Source organism: Streptomyces polyasparticus (assembly GCF_014493765.1).
Taxonomy (GTDB): Bacteria; Actinomycetota; Actinomycetes; order Streptomycetales; family Streptomycetaceae; genus Streptomyces; species Streptomyces polyasparticus.
Genome location: NZ_JACTVJ010000014.1, coordinates 193,161 through 209,749 on the forward strand (window position 1 = coordinate 193,161; position 16,589 = coordinate 209,749).

Below are 16,589 nucleotides of genomic sequence, written 5' to 3' on the forward strand. Positions count from 1 at the left end.
ACCAAACGTCCAGTGTGCCGCATCAGCCCCTGCGGCGTTTGAGCAGATCCGAGCGAAGCTCGGATGAGGGGTCCGGGGCGCAGCCCCCCACGCGGCGGAGCCGCAAAATGTCACAGCCGGGAAGGGGCGGGGCGGGGAGAAAAGCCCGCCGCAGGCGCACCCGCCCCCACCAAGCGCCTACGAATCCACGGCAGCCCGCCACTCGGCAACAGCAGCCGCCGAGACCGGAAGATCCCACCCGCCGGGCCGCGCCGCAGACCCGATGTGGAACGCATCGATACCCGCCTCGCGAAGCTGCGGCACGTGCCGCAGCCCGAGCCCGCCACCGACCAGAATCTGCGGCTCGTAGCCGGGATCCCCCGCCCGCGCCGCCTCCGTGACCAGCGTCGGCAGCCCGTCGTCGACCCCCGCCGGGGACCCGGCCGTGAGATACGTGTCCAGACCGGGCAGATCCGCAAGCTGCTTGCGCAGGGCGTCACGGTCGGCCGCCCGGTCGATCGCCCGGTGGAAGGTCCAGCGCGCACCGTCCAGCGCATCCACGAGCGCCTCGACGGTCGGCATGTCCGCCGCACCCGTCTCGTCCAGGAACCCGAGCACGAACTCACTCGCCCCCGCCTCGCGCAGCGAATGCGCCGACCGCACAAGCGCGGACACGTCACCGGCCGCGAACCCGTCCGCGGCCCGGAGCATCACACGCAGCGAGATGTCCACGGTCGAACGGATCGCCTTGAAGGTGGCCACGCTGGGAGTGAGCCCGTCGGCCGCCATGTCGGTGACCATTTCGAGCCGGTCCGCGCCGCCTTCCTGTGCGGCGACCGCGTCCTCGGGCCCGAGGGCGATCACCTCAAGGACTGCACGCTTCGTCATGGGCCCACTCCTCACGGATCACCGTTGATCGCGACTGCTCAGGTCGGCAGGTCTGCTCAGGTCTTCCCAGACCTTCGCTGGTCTAGTCCAATCCAGAGTACGCGGTGATCGGGTCCGAGGGGAGACGATCAGTGACCGTGCCCGCCACCTTCACCCTCGGGCTGCGGCTGCGCCGCCCCGTCCGTGTACACCGTGAAGGCCGCCGTACGGACCTTGCCCTCGTGCTGGAAGTCGAGGAAGAGCCGGTACGCGCCCTTGGCGGTGGTCTCCGCGGTGAAGGAGATGTCCGGACCGGGCCCGCCCTCGTTCGGGTGGACGTGCAGATACTCCAGGTCACCCTCGCGCAGCGCGACCAGGTGGCCGTACGCGCCGAGGTAGGGCTGGAGGTTCTTCACCGGGCGGCCGTCCTTGCTCACGTTCAGGACCAGGTCGCTCGCCTTGCCCGGCGTCAGCTTGCCGCCGAGCCGCACCTCGTAGCCGTCGACCTCGGCGACGGTGGACGCCTTGGGCAGTTCCTTCGGCTTGTACGGTCCGGCCACCGCGACCTCGGCCGCCTGCACGGTGCCCTCGGCGGCGCCCTTGGCCTTGAAGTCCGCGAAGATCCGGTAGCTGCCGGCCTCCGGGAGATCGACGGGCGTGGACCAGGTGCCGGTGGCGTCCCGCGCCGGGTGCAGATGGCGGTAGACAGTGAGGTCCCGCGAGGCCACGATCAGATGCAGCTCCTTGCCGTGCTCGCGGCTGTACGCGGTCAGCGGGCGCCCCTTCTCGTCCTCGATGACGAAGCTCAGCTCGCCGCGCCGGTCGGCGGTCAGCCGGGGTGTCTTGAGTCCGATGCGGTACGAGGCTTCGGCGGCCGGCGCGGTCTTGTCGCCCTTCTCACCGTGGCCGTCACCGTGACCGCCACCCTCCTCCGCGTGCGCCGCGGCCCCGCCGTCCTTCTTCTCGATCACCGGGTCGATCCCGTTCCCGACCGCGTACGCCGTGCCGAAGGTCGCGGCGAGTGCCGTGGCGAAGGCGGTGATCCGGAGTGCTGTGTTCATGGCCTGCTCCTTGGGTCTCGGGCTCGACTCCTCCAATACATACCCCCCCTGGGTATAAAGTCAAGCGCGGGAGCCGCTTGCTTTCGATAGGGGTGGGGGGTATACCTGATGGCGCAGACCGAAGTACCCCCTAGGGGTATAGGACGACGCGAGGAGACCGCAGTCATGACCACCGAGATCGACACCGGCCCCGCAACGGCACAGGCACAGGTCGAGCTGGCCATCGGCGGAATGACCTGCGCCTCCTGCGCCGCCCGCATCGAGAAGAAGCTCAACCGGATGGACGGGGTCGAGGCCACGGTCAACTACGCGACCGAGAAGGCCAAGGTCTCCTTCCGCGAGGACGTCTCCGTACAGGACCTGATCGCCACGGTCGAGGCCACCGGTTACACGGCCGCGGAGCCCGAGCCGCCCCGGCCCGCCGACGAGGCGCGGCCGGCCGCCGAGGCAGATGAACTGCGGCCGCTGCGCGAGCGGCTGACCACCGCGGTCCTGCTCTCGGTGCCGGTGATCGCGATGGCGATGATCCCGGCCCTGCAGTTCGAGTACTGGCAGTGGCTGTCCCTGACGCTCGCCGCGCCCGTGGTCACGTATGCCGCCTGGCCGTTCCACAAGGCGGCGTGGACGAACGCCCGCCATGGCGCGGCGACGATGGACACGCTGATCTCGGTCGGCACGTCGGCCGCGTTCCTGTGGTCGCTGTGGGCGCTGTTCTTCGGTACGGCGGGGACGCCGGGCATGACGCACCCCTTCGAGCTGACCATCGCGCGCAGCGACGGCGCCGCGAACATCTATCTGGAGGCGGCCGCGGGCGTCACCGCCTTCATCCTGGCCGGGCGCTACTTCGAGGCCCGCTCCAAGCGCAAGGCGGGCGCCGCCCTGAAGGCGCTGCTCGAACTCGGCGCCAAGGACGTGACGGTGCTGCGGGACGGCGGCACCGAAGTCCGCATTCCTGTCGCCGAGTTGAAGGTGGGCGACCGCTTCCTGGTGCGGCCCGGCGAGAAGATCGCCACGGACGGCACCGTGGTCGAGGGCTCCTCCGCCGTGGACGCCTCGATGCTCACCGGCGAGTCCGTGCCGGTCGAGGTCGGCGCGGGTGACGCGGTCACCGGAGCGACCCTGAACGCGGGCGGCCGCCTGGTCGTCGAGGCGACCCGGGTCGGCTCGGACACCCAACTCGCCCGGATGGCCCGCCTGGTGGAGGACGCGCAGAACGGCAAGGCCGCCGCTCAGCGCCTGGCCGACCGCATCTCCGCGGTCTTCGTGCCGGTCGTGATCGGGCTCGCCCTGGCGACCCTCGCCTTCTGGCTGGGCAACGGGGCCGGCTGGGCCGCGGCCTTCACGGCGGCGGTCGCGGTCCTGATCATCGCCTGCCCCTGCGCCCTCGGGCTCGCGACGCCGACCGCGCTGATGGTCGGCACCGGGCGCGGCGCCCAGCTCGGCATCCTCATCAAGGGCCCCGAGGTCCTGGAATCCACCCGCCGCGTCGACACGATCGTGCTCGACAAGACGGGGACCGTGACCACCGGCCGTATGACCCTGCTCGCCACGCACACCGCGGACGGGGTCACCCCCTCCGAACTCCTGCGTCTGGCAGGTGCGTTGGAGAACGCCTCCGAGCACCCCATCGCGCAGGCGGTGGCGGCGGGCGCGGTCAAGGAGACCGGCGGCGCCCTGCCCGTACCGGAGGACTTCGCGAACGTTCCCGGGCTCGGCGTGCAGGGCATCGTCGAGGGCCACGCGATCCTGGTCGGCCGCACCCAGCTCCTCGCCGAGTGGGCGATCCACCTGCCGGTCGACCTCGAGCGCGCGCTGGCCGCCGCCGAGGCCGCGGGCCGTACGGCGATCGCGGTGGCGTGGGACGGCGAGGCGCGCGGGGTCCTGGAGGTCGCGGACGCGGTCAAGGACACCAGCGCGGAGGCCATCGGCCGGCTGCGCGCCCTGGGCCTCACCCCGATCCTGCTGACCGGCGACAACAAGGCGGTGGCGCAGGCGGTGGCGGCCGAGGTGGGGATCGACGCGGACGACGTGATCGCCGAGGTCCTTCCGCAGGACAAGGTGGACGTGGTCAAGAAGCTGCAGGCGCAGGGGCGTTCGGTCGCGATGGTCGGCGACGGCGTGAACGACGCGGCCGCCCTGGCCCAGGCCGACCTCGGCCTGGCGATGGGCACGGGCACGGACGCGGCCATCGAGGCCGGCGATCTGACGCTCGTACGGGGAGACCTGCGCGCGGCCGCCGACGCGATCCGGCTGTCGCGGCGCACGCTCGGCACGATCCGCTCGAACCTGTTCTGGGCCTTCGCCTACAACGTGGGCGCGCTGCCGCTTGCGGCCGCGGGCCTGCTCAACCCGATGATCGCGGGCGCGGCGATGGCGTTCTCCTCGGTGTTCGTGGTGGGCAACTCGCTGCGGCTGCGGAGCTTCAAGGCCTCTTGATCAAAGCCGCTTGATTTCCGTGAAGGTCACTGATCTCCTCGAACTCCCCCGGGTGATACCCCGGGGGAGTTCGAGGACCACGGCTTTCGGGGGCGGGAGACATGAGCGGCACGGACACCACACTCAACCTGTACCAGGAGCTCAGAACCCGGGGCGTCACCAGCCTCGACCAGGTCGGCGAGGATCTCGGCCTCTCCCCCGCCCAGCGGGCCGAACACCGGGCGGAACTCCTGGAGTTGGGCCTGATCGTGCCGACCGGGGAGCAGCACGACGACCGGCTCGCACTCCTGAACGGCCGGCCTCCGGAGGCGACTTCGGACAACATCGCGGTGGTCGAACCGGAAGCCGCCCTGCTGCGGCTGCTCCGCCAGGAGCAGGAACGGCTGCGGGCCCAGCTGACCCAGGCCAACCGCACCCACGACGTCCTGGCCTCGCTCGCGGACCGGTTCCTGCACGCCGGTGCCGCCACCACGGACCCCGAGGTCTCCTTCCGGGTCCTCACCGACTACCGGCACATCCAGCAGGTCCTGCAGGACATGTCGGACACGCTGCAGCACACGATGGCCTCGATGTCCCCCGGACCGTTCCACCGGGACATCCCCGAGCGCACCCTCGCCCGCGACATCGGCCAGCTCGCGAGGGGCGTCCGGGTGCGCACCGTCTACAGCCGGCGGGCCGCCCTGGTCCCTGACATCGCCCGGTACTTGCGCCGCAAGGCCGAGGCCGGGGTCGAGCTGCGCCAGATCGCGCACGTGCCGATGAACATGGTGATCGCCGACGAGCAGACCGCCCTGCTCCCGCTCGACCCCGCCGACGTCCGGGCGGGCGCGATCCAGGCCACCGGCAGCGGTCTCGTTCGCGGCTACCTGAAGTGGTACGAGCACGTGTGGGAGGCGGCGACCCCGTACACCGGCGGGGAGGCGGACGGGTCCGAAGGCCCCGCCCTCACCGACCAGCAGCGGGCCGTGCTCCGACTCCTTGCCGACGGCCTCAAGGACGAGCGGATCGCGCGGGACCTCGGGGTTTCGCTGCGCACCGTCAGCCGGATCATCGCGGAGCTGCTCCAGGAGCTGGGCGCGGCCAGCCGGTTCGAGGCGGGGGTGCGGGCGGCGCGGCTGGGGTGGCTGGACGACTGACGGGTGACGGCTCACTGACGGGTGACGGCTCCCGGGGCAGTGGCCGTCTCCTTCAGAACGCGAACACCGGCGCACCGGGCGCGACGATCCGCGTCCCAGCCGGGGGTGCGGTGAGCGCCTCGGCCGTCACGGGAGCGCCCGCCTCGATGCCCAGCGCGGCCGCGAGCCGTCCCGCGCCCTCCGGCATGAGCGGCCAGGACCAGGCGGCGAGCGCCGCGGCCACGGCCAACTGCCCGGTCAGCACTTCCTGTTGCGGTCCGCCGGGCGCGCTCCGGTGCATCCGCCCGAACTCCGCCGCGCCCCGCACCACCGCGTCGAGCACGGGCACCGCGCCGCGCGGATCGAACGTGTCCGCCTCGTACGCGACGCGCAACTCCCGTGCGCAGGCGTGCAGTCGGGCCGTCAGGGCCCGCCACCCGGCACCACCGGCCGCCGCAGCAGGCACCACGCCGCCGCTGCCCTCCTCCACCGCGGCGAACAGCGTCCGCAGCCAGCCGTTCCACTCCTCGTCGAGTACCTGCCGCGTCCGGTGGAGTCCCACCTCGCGGAAGACGGTGCTGCGGCCGAGCGGCCAGGTCTCGACGACATGGCGGCGCACGGTGTCGGAGCCGTACTCGTTGAGCAGGTCGAGCGCCCACGCGCCGTGCCGGCCCGGCGCGTCGTCCACGCGGTAGGTCCAGTTGACGAGGGTCCGCTGGACCGGCTTCACACCGAGCGCGATCAGCACGGCGGGCAGCAGCACCACCGGTCCGAGCGCATGCCCGAACCCGCCGAAATGCAGGGCCTGTTGAGGCAGCGCGGGACCTGACGGCCCGAGACCGCCGTGCGCGACCACCTGCATCACGGCGTCCTCGAACACCGCGTCGATCCGCTGGTCCGTGAAGCCTTCGACCGGTACGGGGACGCCCCACGCACCCGGGTTGGTGACGGCGATCTCCGGGAGGCCGCCGGCCGCGAGCCGCTCGCAGTACGCGGCCAGACGCGGCGGCAGCGCGGCCGCGGCCCAGTGCTCGACGAGCTGCTCCCGCAGCGGTTCGAGGGGCAGCCACAGCCCGCGGGTCTCCTTCGGCACGGCGGCCGCACCGCACCGCACGCACACCGGATCGGTCAGATCGCCGCCGTGGTGGGGCCGCGCACAGGCCCGGCACACCCCCGCGCCCGATACGGCACCGCAGTGCGGGCAGCCGCCGCGCACATGGGCGCCGTGCAGGGTACGCGCGCAGGGCTCGCAGTGCGGCAGGGCCCGGGTGCGCGGCACCAAGGCCCCTTCCTCGTACAGCTTCTTGAACAGCCGTACCAGACCGGCCCGGTAGCTCCTGTCCCGCAGCGGCCGCACCACACGGTCGAAGGCGACCCCCGAGCGCCGCCAGTCCGCCACGATCGCGGCCCGGAAGCTGTCGGCGACCTGACCGGGCTCCCGCCCGCCGCGCTGCGCCCGCACCTCCACGGAGCTGCGATGGTCGGCGGTGCCCGTGGTGAGGAGTGCCGGGCGGCCGTCGGCGCGCAGGAAGCGGGCGAGGACGTCGGCGGCCACGTAGGGGCCCGCGAGGCGGCCGATGTGCAGTTCGCCGTCGGGGGCGAGGGGCGTCGTGGTGATCCACAGCCCGTCGGGCGGGGTGCTCGTGGAGGTGGTGGGCTTGTCGGTGGACTCGTCGGTGGGCGTGTTCATGGGGCGGACCTCCTCGCAAGGCGCAGGAACAAAGCGGAAGCCACCCCGAACCCCCTTGTTTCCAGGGGGATTTCGGAGTGGCTTCGTGCTGCGTCCAGCCTGGCACGGGAGATCGTCCGGCGGCCGGGCCCGGGGCTGCGCATCCACGCCATTGCGTGGATACGCCACCGCGTCCGGCCCTCCGCGCCCTATGCGGCGACCTTCGTGTCCGCGCCGTCCACAGCCTGTGGGGAGCCGCCGGCCGCGGGCCCGCGTTCCCCGCGCATCGCGGCCAGGGTCAGCGCACCGCCCACCGCCGCGATCGCCGCGGCCCCGAGGAACGCCGCACGGAATCCGTCGGTCAGCGCGGCCGCGTCGCCCAGCCGGCCGGCGCCCTGCGAGGTGGCGAGAGCCGTGAGCGCGGCGAGGCCGAGCGCGGAGCCCACCTGATACGTGGTGTTGACGATGCCGGAGGCCAGACCCGCCTGCTCCTGCGGAGCGCCGGACAGCGCGGCCATCATCGTCGGGATGTACGCGAGGGACATACCGAGCGCCGCCACCAGCGAGGCGGGCAGGACGTCCACCACGAAGGTCCCGGTGGGCTCGACCGCCGAGAGCCAGAGCAGCCCGAGCGCGAGGACGAAGAGCCCGCCCGCGATCAGCGGCTTGGCCCCGAAGCGGGCGAGCAGCTTCGCGGTGATCAGGGTCATGAAGACCATGAGCAGTCCGGTCATCGGCAGCAGTGCGGCGCCGGACGCGAACGCCCCGTATCCGAGCACCTGCTGGAGATACAGGTTGAGGAAGTACCACATCGGGATCCACGCGGCGCCGAGCAGCGCCATCGCGAGGTTGGCGGAGCCCAGACGCGGCACGCGCCAGATCCCGAGCGGCATCAGCGGTTCGCGCACGCTCTTCTGGATCACGAAGAAGAGAAGCAACAGAGCTGCGGCTCCGGTGAGTTGGAGCACGGTGCCGGTCGAACCCCAGCCGACCTCGGGTGCGCGGACCACGGCGAACACGGCGAGCGCGAGTCCCGCGGTGACGGCCGCGGCGCCCAGAACGTCCACGGCACCGCGGCGGCCGGCGACCTCGGGGAGCAGCTTGGCGGCGGCGAGGGTGGCGAGGCCGATCGGGATGTAGATGATGAAGATCCACTGCCAGCTCAACCACTCGGTGAAGACACCGCCGAGGAAGACGCCCGCGGTACCGCCCGCGGGTGCGGCGGCGCCGTAGAGCGCCATCGCCTTGCCGAGCTCCTTCGGGTCGTGCGCGAACAGGATCATCAGAAGCGTCATCGCGGCGGGCGCGATCAGCGCACCGCCGACGCCCTGTACGGCGCGGCCGACGACCTCGACCCAGGCGTTCTGCGCGGCGGCCGCGACGACGGAGCCCGCGATCAGGACGACCCAGCCGGCACTGAACACTCGTCTGGCGCCCAGGAGATCGGAGAGCCGGCCGCCGAGCAGCAGCAGTCCGCCGAACGCGATCACGTACGCGTTGAACACCCATTGCAGATCGCCCGGCGAGAAGCCCAGGTCCTCCTGCATCTTCGGCAGCGCGACGCCGATGATGCTCGTATCCATGATCACCATGAACTGCGCGGCGGCGAGCACGAGCAGGGCCCACCAGCGGCGCGGATGTGTGGTCTGCGTGTCCATTTCTTCCATCCCTCCCGGCTTGAAGCGGATGCGTTCTGATACCCCTAGGGGGTATCTACGCTTGACGAGATGGGAAGCTAACACACCCCCAGGGGGTATACAAGAGGTGATCGTGTCCCCGCTTGCCCTTGGACGCGAAAACGGCGCCGGAATCCCCCTGTTGTGGGGTTCCGGCGCCGCCCTTCGGCAGGCGGGCCTCAGTACTCAGCGGCCGAACAGATTCAGCTCCGCCTCCTTCGCGCCCGCCAGTTCGTAGCGTGCGCCGATCACCGGGCGGCCCGCGATCAGGCGCAGGAACACGGGCGCGGACCCGATGAAGCGGGCCGGCGGGCGCTCGCCCGACGAGCCGAGCACCAGCGGTTCGTCACGGCCGTCGAGGTCCGCGTGGACCGGGACGGCCGTCTTGGCGTACGCGAAGGCCGCCGGGGTCAGGGCCGGCGCGTCCTCGATCCCCGCTCCTGCGTACGCACCGGGAGCGCCCACCGCCTCCCGTACGTCACCGGCGTGCAGCCACTCGCCGAGCGCGATCACGTCGAACAGGCCGCCCGCCGCCGCGATCACAGGACCGGCCTCGGTCATCGTCCGCTCCAGCTCGTCGATCACCTCGGCGTGGGACCAGGTGGCGCGGTCGGCGATATCGCGCTCGTTGCACTCCGGCGAGAAGACATCCGGCTCGAACCGGCTCTCGACGACCCGCATCAGGGCCGAGCCGCAGTGCGCGATCACATGGCGCACGGTCCAGCCGGGGCAGCTCGTGTACCGCGCGAAGTCCTCGTCCGGCAGGACCTCAACAGCGGTACGAGGGCGTCGCGTTCGGTCCGCAGCAGGCGGCCGGGGAGTTCCGGGTCGTGGGTGTCCGTGGTGTCGGTCATGCGGCGGAGGGTAGAGGGCGGGGGCTGCGTGTTCCAGAGAGGGTGCGGTTCTGCGGTTCTGTGGCCGGGCGGCTCTGTGGCCGGGCGACTGGGTGGCGGGGTGGGCTGCGTGGCGGGGTGGGCGGGGTGGGCTGCGTGGCGGGGTGGGCTGCGTGGCGGGGTGGCAGGTGGCTTCATGGTGGGGGTCACGTCGCGCTCGCCCAGTACGCGGCCTCGTAGTCGCCGCCCGGGGCGAACTCGATGGCCACGGGCGGCTGTTGGGGCGTCCCGACGAAACCGAAGACCGTGGTACGGCGCATGCCGGGGCCGATGCTGCTGTCGCCGCACAGCACCCGGCTGGGGTAGGCCGTCTCGTCGAGGACGCCCCGCGGGCCGTACGCGACCGCCCACTGCTGGTCGACGGGGATGTCGCGGGCGGAGGTGTTGTGGATCGTGGCCGTGACGTTGTAGCGGCCCGGTGTCGCGGAGGCGGTGGTCCGTACGGTGACTTCGAGACCGTTGCCGTACCGCACGCTTGCGCCCTGACCGGCCGGTGACCTGACCGATGTGGCGCTCTGCGGCCTGAAGTCGTCCGGTGCGTCCCGGAGTTCGCCGAGGAGCAGCGGGCCGGCGACGGCGGTCAGGACCAGGGCGACCACGGCGCGTGCACCGCCGGCCAGGGCGTAGGCCTTGTTGGTGGCGCGGCCCGCGCGGGTGCGGCGCACGGTGACGAGGGTCGCGTAGAGGGAGAGGCCGGTCAGGAGCAGGGTGACCAGCGTGAAGTAGGCGAGGTCGCCCACGGAGGTGAGGTCGCCCTCGCGGCCGAGCTCGGGGGAGCCGAGGAGGCGGACGCCCTGGGCGGCGAGGAGGGCGGCGGCGCAGCCCAGCCAGAAGGCGGCGTGTCCGGATCCGTTGCGGCGGACGGCGAGAAGCCTTGCGGCGTCGAGTTGGGCCTGCTCGCGGTCGGCCTGCCTATTGTCGGGTTGTCCGTGGCCGTCTGGCTCGTGGTCGGGTTGCCCGTAGTCCGCCTGCCCGCGGTCGGCACGTCCGTAGTCCGCCTGCCCGCGGCCGCTCAGCCCGTTGTCGTTCCATCGGCCCTGCTCGCCGCCCCGCTCGCCCTGCTCGCCCGGCTCGCCCGGCCCGCCCGGCTCGCCCTGTCCGCTGTCGTACGGCCTGCTCTCCATGGCGCGTCCCTACCCGCGGGCCCGGGGCCTAGGCTGCCGCCATGGCCGACTACGACAAACTGCGCAGCCGCTGGTCGGAGGCGCTCATCCGGGCCCGGGGCGGGGCGGAGCAGCCCGACCCGCTGCCGTACGCGGACAATCTCCTGGCCCGCTGGGCCGAACCGCAGCGCCGCTATCACACGCTCGCGCACCTCACCGCGGTGCTCGACCATGTCGAGGCGCTGGCCGAGCATGCCCACTCGCCCGAACTCGTGCGCCTTGCCGCGTGGTTCCACGACGCCGTCTACCTGCCCGAACGCTCGGAGAACGAGGAGCGCTCGGCCCGCCTGGCCGAACGCGCGCTCGCCGAGGCGGGGTTGGCGCCCGCGGCCGTGTCCGAGGTGGCCCGCCTGGTGCGTCTGACGGTCACGCACGCGCCGGACGCGGACGACCGTGACGGGCAGGTGCTCTGTGATGCGGACCTGGCGATCCTGGCCTCGGAGCCCGCGTCGTATGCGGCGTATACGAAGGCAGTACGCGAGGAGTACGCCTTCGTCCCGGACGACGCGTTCCGCTCGGGCCGAGCCCAGATCCTCTCCCAGCTCCTGACCCTCCCCCGCCTCTTCCACACGCCGCACGGGGTGAGGGAGTGGGAGCCCCGGGCCCGGGCCAACTTGGAGCGCGAGCTCCGTTCCCTGACGGCCTCGCAGTCCTGACGTCGGCTGGTCCGCCGCCCCTGCTTCGTCTTGGGGCCGGTTCCGCGGCTGCGGCCCGGTGGGGCTTCCAGCCGGTCCGGCAGATACAGCCCCTGCGGTCGGCAGACGAAGGGCGGCATCCCCTGCACCTGGGGGTGCCGCCCTTCGTGGGTCCGTATCGTCAGGTCAGAGCCGTGCGGGCTCCGTGGCCGGCTTCGCGGCCGGAGCGGCCGGGGCCGACGCCACGACCGACTCCTGCGGCACGTTCAGATCCACCAGCATCTGCTTGCTGAAGCCGAAGAAGTACGTGGCGAAGAAGCCGACCAGGTAGCCGACGAGCAGGCCGCCCGCGTAGATCGCGATGGTCAGGCCGAGGCCCTTGTTGCCGTCGAGGAGGGGGAACAGGGCCCAGCCCGACGGGCCGATCGCGGTCGAGCCGACCTTGTCGCCGAGCATCGAGAACGTGCCGACGAACGCGCCGCCCGCCGCGCCGCCGATGCAGGCGGTGATGAAGGGGCGGCCAAGGGGCAGCGAGACACCGTAGATGAGGGGCTCGCCGACGCCCAGGAAGCCCGCGGGGAGCGCCGACTTGATGGTCGTACGGATCGAGGTGTTGTGCTTGAGGCGCTTGAATACCGCGATCGCGCAGCCGACCTGCCCCGCGCCCGCCATCGCCAGGATGGGCAGCAGGACGGTGTAGCCCTGCTGCTCGATGAGCGTGGTGTGGATCGGGATCAGGGCCTGGTGCAGGCCGAGCATGACCAGGGGCAGGAAGAGGCCGCCGAGGACGAGGCCGGCGAAGCCGCCCGTGTTCTCCAGGAGCCAGTTCGCGGCCGTGCCGATGCCCGTGGAGATCTCACCGGCGAGGAACATCAGGCCGAAGATCGTGACCAGGCCGGAGAGCAGCACCGTGACGGTCGGGGTGACCAGCACGTCCACCGCCTCCGGGACCCACTTGCGGCACCACTTCTCGATGTACGTGGCGAGCACCGCCGCACCGAGCGCGCCGAGCACACCGCCCTGCCCGGGCGAGAGCTGCTGGCCGAAGGCCTCGACGTTGGCGACACCGGGGAAGACGATGATCGCCGCGACCGCGCCGCCCAGGATCGGCGTACCGCCGAACTCCTTGGCCGTGTTGAAGCCCACGAAGACGGCGATCAGGGCCATGAAGCCGGAGGCGATGGCCGCGAGGGCGGGGGTCACCGACGGCAGCCAGCCCAGGTTGATGAGAAGGCCGTTGAGGCCGGCGATGATGCCGCAGCCGATGAGGGCCGGGATCAGCGGGACGAAGATGTTCGCGATCCGGCGCAGGAACAGCTTGAACGGCGTCTGGTTCTTCGCCTTCCGCGCCGCCTTCATCGCCGCGCCCTGGGAGGCGAGTTCGTCGGCCGAGACGGGGTGCGCCTCGGCTTCGGCCTCGGGGGAGTTCTCGCGCTCCTCGGCGACCAGCGCCTCGAACTCGGGGGTGACCCGGGCGACCGTGCCCGGGCCGAGCACGATCTGGTACGTGTCGTCCTCGACGACACCCATCACGGCCGGTACGGCCTTCAGGGCCTCGTCCTGGACGAGGGAGCGGTCCCGCAGACCAAGCCTGAGGCGGGTCATGCAGTGGGCGATCGAGGTGATGTTGGCCGCGCCGCCGACGAGGGGCAGGATCGCGGCGGCAGTGGCGCGGTTCTTGTCTTCGGTGCTCATGTGCGGTGGTGCCTTGCTCTGGGGGGAAGTGCGGGGTGGGTCAGCTGCCGGCTGCCTGCAGCGCGGCGCGCAGATGGCCGTGCGAGCCGGTCAGGAGCCTGTTCGCGGTAGCGGCGTCGATATCCGCGAGGATCATGAGGATGGCGGTCTTCACCTCCCCGTCCGCTCCGGTGAGGGCCGCCTCGATGGCCTCGTCGGAGGCGTCGGTGGCGAGGGCGACGATGCGCCGGGAGCGGGCCCGCAGCTTCTCGTTGGAGGCGCGGACGTCCACCATCAGATTCCCGTACGTCTTGCCGAGCCGGATCATCGTGATGGTGGAGAGCATGTTGAGGACGAGCTTCTGGGCCGTGCCCGCCTTCAACCGGGTGGAGCCGGTGAGGAGTTCAGGGCCGACCACGACCTCGATGCCGTGCTCGGCCGCGGCCGCGAGGGCCGAGTCGGCGTTGCAGGACAGGCCGATGGTCAACGCGCCCTTCGCGCGGGCGTGTTCGACGGCGCCGATCGCGTACGGGGTGCGGCCGGAGGCCGAGATGCCGACCACGGTGTCGTCGGCGGTGATGCCGAGGTTGTCGAGGTCCTCGCGGGCCAGCTCCTTGGAGTCCTCCGCGCCTTCCACTGCCGTGACCATGGCGGAGGGGCCGCCCGCGATCAGGCCGACGACCTCGGACGGGTCGGTGTTGAAGGTCGGCGGGCACTCGGAGGCGTCGAGCACGCCCAGGCGTCCCGCCGTACCGGCGCCCGCGTAGATCAGCCGTCCGCCGCGCGCCATCCGCTCGGCCGTGCCGTCGATCGCGGCCGCGATCTGCGGCAGCCGCTCGGCGACGGCGGCCGGCACGGAGGCGTCCTCGGCGTTCATCGTGGCCGCGATCTCCAGCGTGGACTGCCGGTCGATCTCGGCGAGTTCGGGCCGGAACGCCTCGGTCGTCAGCGTCGCCAGCTGCGCGCGCAGCTCGCCGTAGGTGCTGTCCGAACCGGCGGCATCGGCGGTTTCGGGCGTGGTGGAGGTCATGACGGGGTGCTCTTCCATGTGCGGGTGAGGGGTGGCGGCAGGAATTGCGGGGGGCTGTGGGTGTCCCTAGCGGGTCGTACGCGGGCTGTGCCGGTGTGCGAGCGCCTCGTAGGAGGCGGCGAGCGCGGGCGCCGCGGTCTCGTACGTACGCTGCGCGACGCCGACGAACAGGCAGTCCACGACGAGCAGTTGGGACGTGCGCGAGGACATCGCGGCGGGCCTGAGCTCGCTCTCGCGCGCGGTGGAGGTGGTGAGTATGTGGTCCGCGTACTGCGTGACCGGGCTGTCCGGGCGGCCGGTGACCGCGATCGTCGTCGCGCCGTGCTCGAAGGCGACGCGCAGCGGCTCGATGATGTCGCCGGTCGAGCCCGAGTGCGTGATCGCGATGGCCACGTCGCCGGAGCGCAGGGTCACCGCGTTGGTGACGGCCAGGTGCGGATCGGAGTGGGCGAAGGCGATGTGCCCGATACGGAGCAGTTTCTGCGCGAGGTCCTGCGCGACCAGACCCGAGGCGGCCACACCGTAGATCTCCACGCGGCGGGCGGCCGCGAGGGCGGTGACGGCGGCGCCGAGCTGGGCCATGTCCAGACCGGCGGCGGTGTCGGCGAGGGTCTGCTGCTCGTCGTACGCGAGCTTGGCGACCACGTCGGGCAGCGGATCGTCGACGGCGATGTCGGCGGTGACGGCCGGCGCGCGGCCCGACTGCTGCTGGGCCGCGAGGCCCGCGAGCGCCAGGCGCAGATCGCGGTAGCCGGGGTAGCCGAGCAGACGCGCGGTGCGCACCACGGTCGCCTCGCTGGTGCCGGTGCGCTCGGCCAGGCCCGTCACGGTCAGGGCCGCACAGCCGGCCGGGTCGCCGGCGACGGCCTCGGCGACGCGCTGCATGGAGCGCGTCATGGACGGGGCGAGCGTACGCACCTTGGCCGCGAGGGCCGCCGGTGCCGGCGCCTGGGTGCCGCCCGTGAAAATTTCCTTCAGGTCACTGCTCACGCTTGAAAGATATTTTCCGTCTTCTTATGTCGTCAAGAGGCCCTTGGTCCCGGCTTCATCACAGGACCTGGGTCACGGTTTCCTCACGGGCCCCGGAATGAAAGCCGCCTCACAGGTGTTTGCACCTGACATGCCCGCACCCGCTACGCGCACCCGTATGCCCATAGCCGTCTACACCCTCGGGGTGGCCGTATTCGCCCTGGGGACAGCCGAGTTCATGCTCTCCGGGCTGCTCCCGGAGATCGCCCGGGACATGGACGTCACCATCCCGCAGGCCGGACTGCTGATCTCGGCGTTCGCGATCGGCATGGTCGTGGGCGCGCCGCTGCTCGCCGTGGCGACGCTGCGGCTGCCGCGCCGCACCACCCTCATCACCCTGATCTCCGTCTTCGGCCTCGGCCAGATCATGGGCGCCCTCGCCCCCTCGTACGAGATCCTCTTCGCCTCCCGGGTCATCGCCGCCCTCGCCTGTGCGGGCTTCTGGGCGGTCGGCGCGGCCGTCGCCATCGCGATGGTGGACCTCGGGCAGCGGGCCCGCGCGATGGCCGTGATGATCGGCGGGCTCTCGGTCGCGAACGTGCTCGGCGTCCCCGCCGGCGCCTTCCTCGGCGAGACCCTCGGCTGGCGCTCGGCGTTCTGGGCCGTGGCCGTCTCCTCCGCGATCGCGCTCGTCGGCGTTGTCATGCTGATCCCGCGCATCCCGCTCCCCGAGCAGAAGCCGCAGCTGCGGCGCGAGCTCGCGATCTACAAGGACCGTGCCGTCTGGCTGCAGATCGCGCTGATCGCGCTCGCGGCCGGCGGTGTCTTCTGCACGTTCAGCTATCTCGCACCGCTGCTCACCGACGTGGCCGGGCTCGACTCGCACTGGGTGCCGTGGGTGCTCGGGCTCTTCGGTGTGGGCGCGCTGATCGGTACGGCGGTCGGCGGGCGGATCGCGGATGCGCACCTGTTCGGCGTGATGTTCAGCGGGATCGCCGCGTCGACGGTCTTCCTCGGTGCGTTCGCGCTGTTCGCGGGCAGTGCGGTGGCGGTGGTCGCGCTGTCGTTCCTGCTCGGCTTCTCCGCGTTCTACACGGCGCCCGCGCTCAACGCCCGGATGTTCAACCTCGCCGGTGCCGCGCCCACCCTCGCGGGCGCGACGACGACCGCGGCCTTCAACCTCGGCAACACCGGCGGCCCCTGGCTCGGCGGCACGGTGATCGACGCGGGCTTCGGCTTCCGTTCGCCGGCGTGGGCCGGGGCGGCGATGACGGTGACGGCCCTGCTGACGGCGTACGCGGCACTGCGACTGCAGCGGAGCCGGGGCGGCGACGGCGTGTCCCGCTCGCGGAAGGTGGCCGGGAGCACGGCCGCAGACGCGGCCGGGGGTGCGGCGGTCGAGGTGCGGTCCTAGGCGGCGGG

General features: G+C 72.1%; 12 protein-coding genes and 1 pseudogene. 4 read left to right on the forward strand and 9 right to left on the reverse strand.

Annotation, left to right across the window (positions count from 1 at the left end):
- Positions 1-177: 177 nt before the first annotated feature.
- Both H9Y04_RS28685 and H9Y04_RS28690 read right to left on the reverse strand, forming a co-directional pair.
- Positions 178-867 (reverse strand): copper homeostasis protein CutC, encoded by a 690-nt coding sequence (locus H9Y04_RS28685; protein ID WP_187816957.1) that lies wholly within the window; start codon positions 865-867, stop codon positions 178-180.
- A 128-nt stretch (positions 868-995) separates the two neighbouring features.
- Entirely contained in the window at positions 996-1,907 is a 912-nt protein-coding gene (locus tag H9Y04_RS28690; protein ID WP_187816958.1) for a DUF8832 domain-containing protein, read from the reverse strand.
- Between the two features lie 165 nt (positions 1,908-2,072).
- Between H9Y04_RS28690 and H9Y04_RS28695 the strand changes: the two genes are divergently transcribed.
- Positions 2,073-4,343 carry a heavy metal translocating P-type ATPase gene (locus H9Y04_RS28695; protein WP_187816959.1) on the forward strand — a complete coding sequence of 757 codons (2,271 nt, stop codon included), beginning with the start codon at positions 2,073-2,075 and terminating at the stop codon, positions 4,341-4,343.
- A 101-nt stretch (positions 4,344-4,444) separates the two neighbouring features.
- Positions 4,445-5,479 carry a helix-turn-helix transcriptional regulator gene (locus H9Y04_RS28700; RefSeq protein WP_187816960.1) on the forward strand — a complete coding sequence of 345 codons (1,035 nt, stop codon included), beginning with the start codon at positions 4,445-4,447 and terminating at the stop codon, positions 5,477-5,479.
- Between the two features lie 52 nt (positions 5,480-5,531).
- Here H9Y04_RS28700 and H9Y04_RS28705 read toward each other — a convergent pair whose 3' ends face one another.
- From H9Y04_RS28705 to H9Y04_RS28720, 4 genes and pseudogenes are all read right to left on the reverse strand, one after another.
- Positions 5,532-7,148 carry a class I tRNA ligase family protein gene (locus H9Y04_RS28705; RefSeq protein ID WP_187816961.1) on the reverse strand — a complete coding sequence of 539 codons (1,617 nt, stop codon included), beginning with the start codon at positions 7,146-7,148 and terminating at the stop codon, positions 5,532-5,534.
- A 188-nt stretch (positions 7,149-7,336) separates the two neighbouring features.
- Positions 7,337-8,785, reverse strand: a complete 1,449-nt coding sequence (locus H9Y04_RS28710) for an MFS transporter (RefSeq protein ID WP_187816962.1) — start codon at positions 8,783-8,785, stop codon at positions 7,337-7,339.
- Positions 8,786-8,989: 204 nt separating this feature from the next.
- Positions 8,990-9,657, reverse strand: a pseudogene (locus tag H9Y04_RS28715) (maleylpyruvate isomerase family mycothiol-dependent enzyme).
- A 185-nt stretch (positions 9,658-9,842) separates the two neighbouring features.
- Positions 9,843-10,820 carry a hypothetical protein gene (locus tag H9Y04_RS28720; RefSeq protein WP_187816963.1) on the reverse strand — a complete coding sequence of 326 codons (978 nt, stop codon included), beginning with the start codon at positions 10,818-10,820 and terminating at the stop codon, positions 9,843-9,845.
- Positions 10,821-10,861: 41 nt separating this feature from the next.
- On the opposite strand from H9Y04_RS28720, the gene H9Y04_RS28725 reads away from it, so the two are divergent.
- The gene (locus H9Y04_RS28725) at positions 10,862-11,515 is read left to right on the forward strand and encodes an HD domain-containing protein (protein ID WP_187816964.1); all 654 of its coding nucleotides are present in this window, start codon (positions 10,862-10,864) and stop codon (positions 11,513-11,515) included.
- A 165-nt stretch (positions 11,516-11,680) separates the two neighbouring features.
- Here the strand turns inward: H9Y04_RS28725 and H9Y04_RS28730 are convergent, their stop codons facing one another.
- From H9Y04_RS28730 to H9Y04_RS28740, 3 genes are all read right to left on the reverse strand, one after another.
- Positions 11,681-13,189 (reverse strand): PTS transporter subunit EIIC, encoded by a 1,509-nt coding sequence (locus tag H9Y04_RS28730; protein ID WP_187816965.1) that lies wholly within the window; start codon positions 13,187-13,189, stop codon positions 11,681-11,683.
- Positions 13,190-13,229: 40 nt separating this feature from the next.
- Positions 13,230-14,198, reverse strand: a complete 969-nt coding sequence (gene murQ, locus H9Y04_RS28735; protein ID WP_187816966.1) for an N-acetylmuramic acid 6-phosphate etherase — start codon at positions 14,196-14,198, stop codon at positions 13,230-13,232.
- Positions 14,199-14,264: 66 nt separating this feature from the next.
- Positions 14,265-15,188, reverse strand: a complete 924-nt coding sequence (locus H9Y04_RS28740) for a MurR/RpiR family transcriptional regulator (protein WP_187816967.1) — start codon at positions 15,186-15,188, stop codon at positions 14,265-14,267.
- A 157-nt stretch (positions 15,189-15,345) separates the two neighbouring features.
- Here H9Y04_RS28740 and H9Y04_RS28745 point away from each other — a divergent pair, with 157 nt between their 5' ends.
- A complete protein-coding gene (locus tag H9Y04_RS28745; protein ID WP_187817095.1) occupies positions 15,346-16,581 on the forward strand; it encodes a Cmx/CmrA family chloramphenicol efflux MFS transporter in 1,236 nt (411 codons plus the stop codon).
- Positions 16,582-16,589 lie beyond the last annotated feature (8 nt).